The following is a 5,677-nucleotide window of genomic DNA, read 5'->3' on the forward strand; positions in this document are numbered from 1 at the left end:
ATCCTCACCCACCATGACGTTGAGCGACGTATCGCCGCCCATCGACATGCGACGGTTCATGGAGGTGACGTCCTCCTCGCTCACGCCCAGATCGGTCGCGATCTTGGCGACATGCTCGGGCTTGAGATCGCCATCCTCGAACGCGTCGATCTGGCTTTTCATGCGGCGCAGGTTGAAGAAGAGCTTCTTCTGGGCCGCGGTCGTGCCCATCTTCACCAGGCTCCACGAGCGCAAGATATATTCCTGGATCGAGGCGCGGATCCACCACATGGCGTACGTCGCGAGACGGAAGCCGCGATCGGGCTCGAACTTCTTCACGCCTTGCATCAGGCCGATATTGCCTTCCGAGATGAGCTCGGACGCGGGCAGGCCATAGCCGCGATAGCCCATCGCGATCTTGGCCACGAGCCGCAGGTGCGACGTGACAAGCTTCGCCGCGGCTTCCGGATCGCCATGTTCCTGGAAGCGCTTGGCGAGCATATATTCCTCCTCCGGCTGGAGGAGAGGAAATTTGCGAATCTCCGACAGATAGCGGTTCAGGCTCGCTTCGCCGCCAAGTGCCGGGATGGTTGCCACCGAATTGTTGCCGCTGGCCATGATGATCAATTCTCCCTGGACCCCATGGGTCCCAGTAGGTCGTCAGCCCTGACCTACCGTCTCAGTGATTTATACCAAAAGATGGCTGAACAGTTCCTGCATGTCTGCCGGCATGTTGCTTTCGAACGACAAAGTTCGGCTTGTCACCGGGTGGATGAAGCCGAGCCGTGCCGCGTGGAGCGCCTGACGGCGAAAATTGAGTTGCTCGAGCAGCTTGCGATGCGCGCGCGAGACGCTGCCATAGCTGGCGTCGCCCAGCAGCGAATGACCGATCGAGGACATATGGACGCGGACTTGGTGGGTGCGGCCGGTCTCCAGCCGGCATTCGACAAGCGCCGCACCGTCCAACGGGGTCAGCGTTGTATAATGTGTAACGGCATGTTTGCCCTGGCCCCCACCGACGATCGCCATCTTCTTCCGATTGGACGGAGACCGGCCGAGATTGCCTTCGATCCGTCCGTCGGCCGGACGGGGCCGTCCCGACACGATCGCCTTGTAGCGCCGATCGATCGAATGATCGGCGAATTGCGCGGCGAGCCCGGCATGGGCCCGATCGGTCTTTGCGGCGACCATCAGGCCGGACGTATCCTTGTCGATCCGGTGGACGATGCCGGGACGTTCAACCCCGCCAATGCCCGACAGAGAGCCCCGGCAATGGTGAAGCAGCGCGTTGACGAGCGTTCCGTCCAGATTGCCGCAGGCCGGATGCACCACCAGGCCGGCGGGCTTATCGACGACGATCAGATGCTCGTCCTCAAAAGCGATGACGAGCGGAATGTCCTGCGCCACATTATGGGCCGGCTTCGGATCGGGAACGGCAATGATTGCTGCACTGCCCCCCGTTACTTTCGTTGCCGGATCGCGGACGATCTTTTCACCAACGGTGACGGCACCCGCCGAGATAAGGGTCTTCAGCCGCTCACGCGACAGGGTGGGAATGGCGACGGCGAGCGCCCGGTCCAGGCGCCATCCGGCCATTTCCGGCGGCAGAGCCGCATGCTTAACTGACACCCCCGCGTCCACTGTACGCGATATGGTGCGTTGCGGCGCGATTTCAAGGAGGCAGGCTGCACGGTCAGATAGGATTTGCTAAGCCGTGCGCATGGACGTTTCGATCGCCGCCGACACGCTGTCCGCCTTGATCGCGGCCGAGGCTTCCAGCCCCGAGCGGGAAATATGCGGGCTGATGTTCGGGACGGACGATCGCATCGACCGGGTCGAGGCGGCGGCCAATGTCGCCCCCGATCCGCGCCGCGCGTTCGAGATCGACCCGCGCGCGCTTTTCTCGGCGTTGCGCGCGGTGCGGCGAGGCGGCGACCGCCTGATCGGCCATTATCATAGCCATCCCGGGGGCAGCCCGATCCCGTCGCCGACGGATCTAGCCGCCGCCGAGCCGGGCAAGATGTGGTTGATTCTGGCAAGCGGCACTGCCCGGCTGTGGCTGGCGGAGCCGGGCGGTTTCCGCGAATGCAGATTGGTCACAGCGCAGTGATGCGTTCAAGGCGTCACCAAGCCACCGTCATCCTGAACTTGTTTCACGATCCATTGTGCCGCAGGCGGTGCAGCTTGTGGAGAAATGGATGCTGAAACAAGTTCAGCATGACGACGGGGGAGCGCTCGAACGCTCGTCCATCCATTGCCCAACCTGAATTTGCTGGCGCGGCGTGGCGCAGCCACTATGCGTGTGCGTAATGATTGACGGCATCATCGAGCGCCCATCGCCCAATTTCGATGCGCGTAAACTGCCCATCACGCTGCTGGTGCTCCATTATACCGGCATGGTGGATGCGGCATCGGCAATCGATCGACTGACCGATCCTGCCGCAAAGGTCTCCAGCCATTATCTGATCACCGAGGACGGGCAGATCGTGCGGCTGGTCGATGAGGATAAGCGGGCATGGCATGCCGGCAACGCCCATTGGCGCGGGATCGACGACGTCAATTCCGCCTCCATCGGGATCGAGCTGGTCAACCCCGGCCATGAACATGGCTATCGGCCGTTCGCCGAGCCCCAGATGCAGGCGCTGCTGCCGCTGATGGCGGATATCGTTGGCCGCTACGGGATCACGCGCGGCAATATCGTCGGTCATTCGGATGTCGCGCCCGCCCGCAAGGACGATCCCGGCGAGTTGTTCGATTGGGAGCGGCTCGCCAAGGTGCGGCTGGCCCTGCCGCGGCCCCGCCGGCACCTGACCGATCCGCTGTGGAGCGATGCCAGCTTCCTGCTGGCGCTGGAGCGCTTCGGCTATCAGGTCGTCGACGACAAGGCCGCTGTGCGCGCTTTTCAGCGGCGCTTTCGGCCGGCCAATGTCGATGGCATCATCGACGGCGAGTGCCGCGCCATCCTGCTGTCGCTGCTGACCGGTGGCGACAAAGGCGCCGAGGCACGGCAGGGCCGGGGCTGACTCGGCGCGATCGGGCTGCTAGGCGGATCGCGCCAGAGGGCCGGGCGGCCGCCGGTGCAGCGATGCACGGGAGGAAAGTCCGGGCTCCGCAGAGTGAAGGTGCCGGGTAACGCCCGGCGGGGCGCGGGGAGACCTGCGCTTTAGGGACAGTGCAACAGAAAGCAGACCGCTCGGCCGGCCCACACGGCTCCGAGTCAGGGCGAAAGGGTGCGGTAAGAGCGCACCGCGCTTCCGGTAACGGCGGCGGCACGGCAAACCCCACCTGGAGCAAGACCGAGTAGGGACGGCATATGGGGTGGCTCGCCCCCGTCGTCCGGGTTGGTTGCTTGAGGCGGCGCGCAAGCGCCGTCCTAGAGGAATGGTCGCCCAGTTCCTTCGGGAATGGACAGAACCCGGCTTACAGGCCCTCTGGCGCATTTCCGCCGCGCGTGCGATCTTCCGCCACCTTAGTGGGGGGATTATCGAACAATGGTCGTAGCTTGGCTTCTCGCACAGGCGGCTGCCGCCGCCATGCCGGCGCCGGCGCCCGCCTCGCTCCAGGCGCAGTTCGAGCAGGCGAGCGCGGCGCTTGTCGCCAAGCAGTATGACGCGGCACTTGCCGGCTTTCGGGCGATCGAGGCGCGCCCAGGACTAGGCCTGCGTACGCGCGGCGTGGTGACCCTGCGCGAAGGCATCGCGCTTTATCGTCTGGGCAGACCGGAGGCGGCGGAGACGCTTCGCAAGGGGCTGGCGCTCGTGCCGTCGAACGACAAGAATCTGACCGACGACCGGGTGGATGCCTTGCTCGCGCTCGGTGGGATCGAACGCGGCGATTTCGACTTCGTGGCCGCGCGGCGCGAATTCGAGGCGGCCAGAGCGTTGTCGAGCGATCCGGTCGTGCAGCTGACCAGCCTCATGTCGCTTGCCGACGTCACGATGTTCGACGACGACGACGCGGCGCTCAACTACATCGACGAGGCGCTACGTCTTGCCGCCGGCCGCGAGGTGGATGCCGCGCTCGATGGCAATTTGCGCGACATCAAGGGCCGGGTGCTGCTGAACCGGGGCGATTTTGCTGGCGCGTTGACCGAGTTGAATATCGCGCTGAAGGATCGCGGCGGCATCACGACCAAGACCAGCCTGGACGATGTCGCCGTGCGTTCCGACCTGACGCTCGCTTACCTGCTGGCCAAGCGGAAGGACAAAGCACGCGATATCATCGGCATGACGGGGCAGGGCCGTCTGCCTGATAATGCGATGTTGCGTGGACCGGTCGATGCCGATCTTCCAACTTGCGGCGGCGATCTGAAGCCGGACGATGTGGCGGTGGTCGAGTTCGGCATCGGCGAAGATGGCACAGTGCTGTATGCCAGCCCGATCTATGCGTCGCGCCGCGGGCCGGTCGCTCTCGAATTTGCGCGCTCCGTCTATGGCTGGTCCTGGGATTCGAAGGCGCTCAAGGAAGTGCCGCCATTCTATCGTCTGTCCGCCCGCCTGGAGCTGCGCTGTACGACCGCGGCAGACCGTCCAAGCCCGATCGCGCTGCTCGAAAGCGACCTCGATCATTGGCTCGAAGCGCGTCATGTCGTGCCGGTTGCGAATGCGGACAGCCCGCGTGATCTCGCTGCGCTGCGGGTTCAATTGCGCGATCAGGAAAAGACCGGCCCCAACGATATCCGGTTGATCCCCATCCTGGTCGCGATGGCGAAGTCTTCGGGTACCGACTATCAGGAAACGCGTGAGCTTCTCGCGCGCGCGGATAAGATCGCGGCGGCAGAACAAGCGCCCCCGGCGGTGCGTACCTATCTCGGCGCACAAAGTGCTGCGCCGATGTCAGGTAAGCGCAAAGACGTGGAGGCTTCGAACGCGGCGCTGGCGCGGATGATCGCGACCACGGCCCCACAGGATGCACGTAGCAGCGCCGCCGTGCGTCTGACGCTTGCGCAGTCTCAGCGTATCCGAAACGCAGCCGGTGCCGCCGCCAACCTCGATGCGATCATCGCAGACACGCGACTTGATCGGCACGACCCCTTGCGCGTGGGCGCTCTGCTTCAATTGGCGGCGATAAAGGCGCAGCAGTCCGATCTTGTGGGCGCCCAGCAATTGTATCAGCAGACGGGCCTGAACGATCAGCAGTGCGCGCTGGTCGACGCCTCGCCTGTCCGGGTGCGCGGCCAGGCAAGCGAGCAGGATTATCCGGCAGAAGCACGCGCGTGGGGCATTTCCGGCTGGGCCCGCACCGAATTCGACGTGAAAGCGGATGGAACGACGGAGCACATCCGTACTGTCATGGCCTATCCTGCTTTCGTTTTTGGGCCGCCGATGGAGGGGGTCGCGAAGCGGCTGAAATATACGCAGAGCTATCGGCCACAAGGTGGCTTGGGATGTGGCGGCGCGACATACCAACCGGGATTTCACTACGTAACGCCCTGACAGTGGCGTTTCGGCGCACTCTCCCTATGTAGCCCCTATGGCACGACCCACCCGATCCTCCGACTGGGGTTTTCCCCGCTGGCGCGGCTATGGCAGCGAACGTGGTGCAACCAAGGTGCGGATATGCGATCGCCACAATTGCGATCAGCCGGGCGACTGCCCCGCGCCCAAATCCCCCAACAGCCCGGATCGCTGGTATTTCTGCCAGGATCATGCCGCCGAGTATAATAAGGGCTGGGACTATTTTCAGGGCCTGGACGAGG

At 64.2% G+C, this 5,677-nt stretch carries 5 protein-coding genes, 1 other RNA gene and 1 pseudogene; 5 read left to right on the forward strand and 2 right to left on the reverse strand.

What is annotated here, in order from left to right; translation table 11 throughout:
• Both ACOJSI_RS04540 and ACOJSI_RS04545 read right to left on the reverse strand, forming a co-directional pair.
• The coding region (locus ACOJSI_RS04540) for an RNA polymerase factor sigma-32 (RefSeq protein WP_420137074.1) at positions 1-597 on the reverse strand (597 nt) is incomplete at its 3' end.
• Positions 598-666: 69 nt separating this feature from the next.
• Positions 667-1,620: an RluA family pseudouridine synthase gene (locus ACOJSI_RS04545; protein WP_420137075.1), complete on the reverse strand. Its 954-nt coding sequence runs from the start codon at positions 1,618-1,620 to the stop codon at positions 667-669.
• 79 nt (positions 1,621-1,699) lie between these two features.
• Between ACOJSI_RS04545 and ACOJSI_RS04550 the strand changes: the two genes are divergently transcribed.
• The 5 genes and pseudogenes from ACOJSI_RS04550 to ACOJSI_RS04570 form a co-directional block, all read left to right on the forward strand.
• Complete coding sequence (locus tag ACOJSI_RS04550; protein WP_420137076.1) at positions 1,700-2,089, forward strand: M67 family metallopeptidase; 390 nt, start codon at positions 1,700-1,702, stop codon at positions 2,087-2,089.
• 199 nt (positions 2,090-2,288) lie between these two features.
• Complete coding sequence (locus tag ACOJSI_RS04555) at positions 2,289-3,002, forward strand: N-acetylmuramoyl-L-alanine amidase (protein ID WP_420137077.1); 714 nt, start codon at positions 2,289-2,291, stop codon at positions 3,000-3,002.
• Positions 3,003-3,034: 32 nt separating this feature from the next.
• Positions 3,035-3,418: RNase P RNA component class A (gene rnpB, locus ACOJSI_RS04560), an RNA gene on the forward strand.
• Between the two features lie 52 nt (positions 3,419-3,470).
• Positions 3,471-5,414 carry a hypothetical protein gene (locus tag ACOJSI_RS04565; RefSeq protein WP_420137078.1) on the forward strand — a complete coding sequence of 648 codons (1,944 nt, stop codon included), beginning with the start codon at positions 3,471-3,473 and terminating at the stop codon, positions 5,412-5,414.
• Between the two features lie 37 nt (positions 5,415-5,451).
• Positions 5,452-5,677, forward strand: a pseudogene (locus tag ACOJSI_RS04570) (molecular chaperone DnaJ); the annotation flags it as partial.

Source organism: Sphingomonas sp., from assembly GCF_048595155.1.
In the GTDB taxonomy this organism is placed as follows: domain Bacteria; phylum Pseudomonadota; class Alphaproteobacteria; order Sphingomonadales; family Sphingomonadaceae; genus Sphingomonas_I.

What these genes read in the sequence shown, in the direction of transcription:
- ACOJSI_RS04550 (WP_420137076.1), top strand. Translation starts at nt 1,700, where the DNA reads ATGGACGTTTCGATCGCCGCCGACACGCTGTCCGCCTTGATCGCGGCC.
- ACOJSI_RS04555 (WP_420137077.1), top strand. Translation starts at nt 2,289, where the DNA reads ATGATTGACGGCATCATCGAGCGCCCATCGCCCAATTTCGATGCGCGT.
- ACOJSI_RS04565 (WP_420137078.1), top strand. Translation starts at nt 3,471, where the DNA reads ATGGTCGTAGCTTGGCTTCTCGCACAGGCGGCTGCCGCCGCCATGCCG.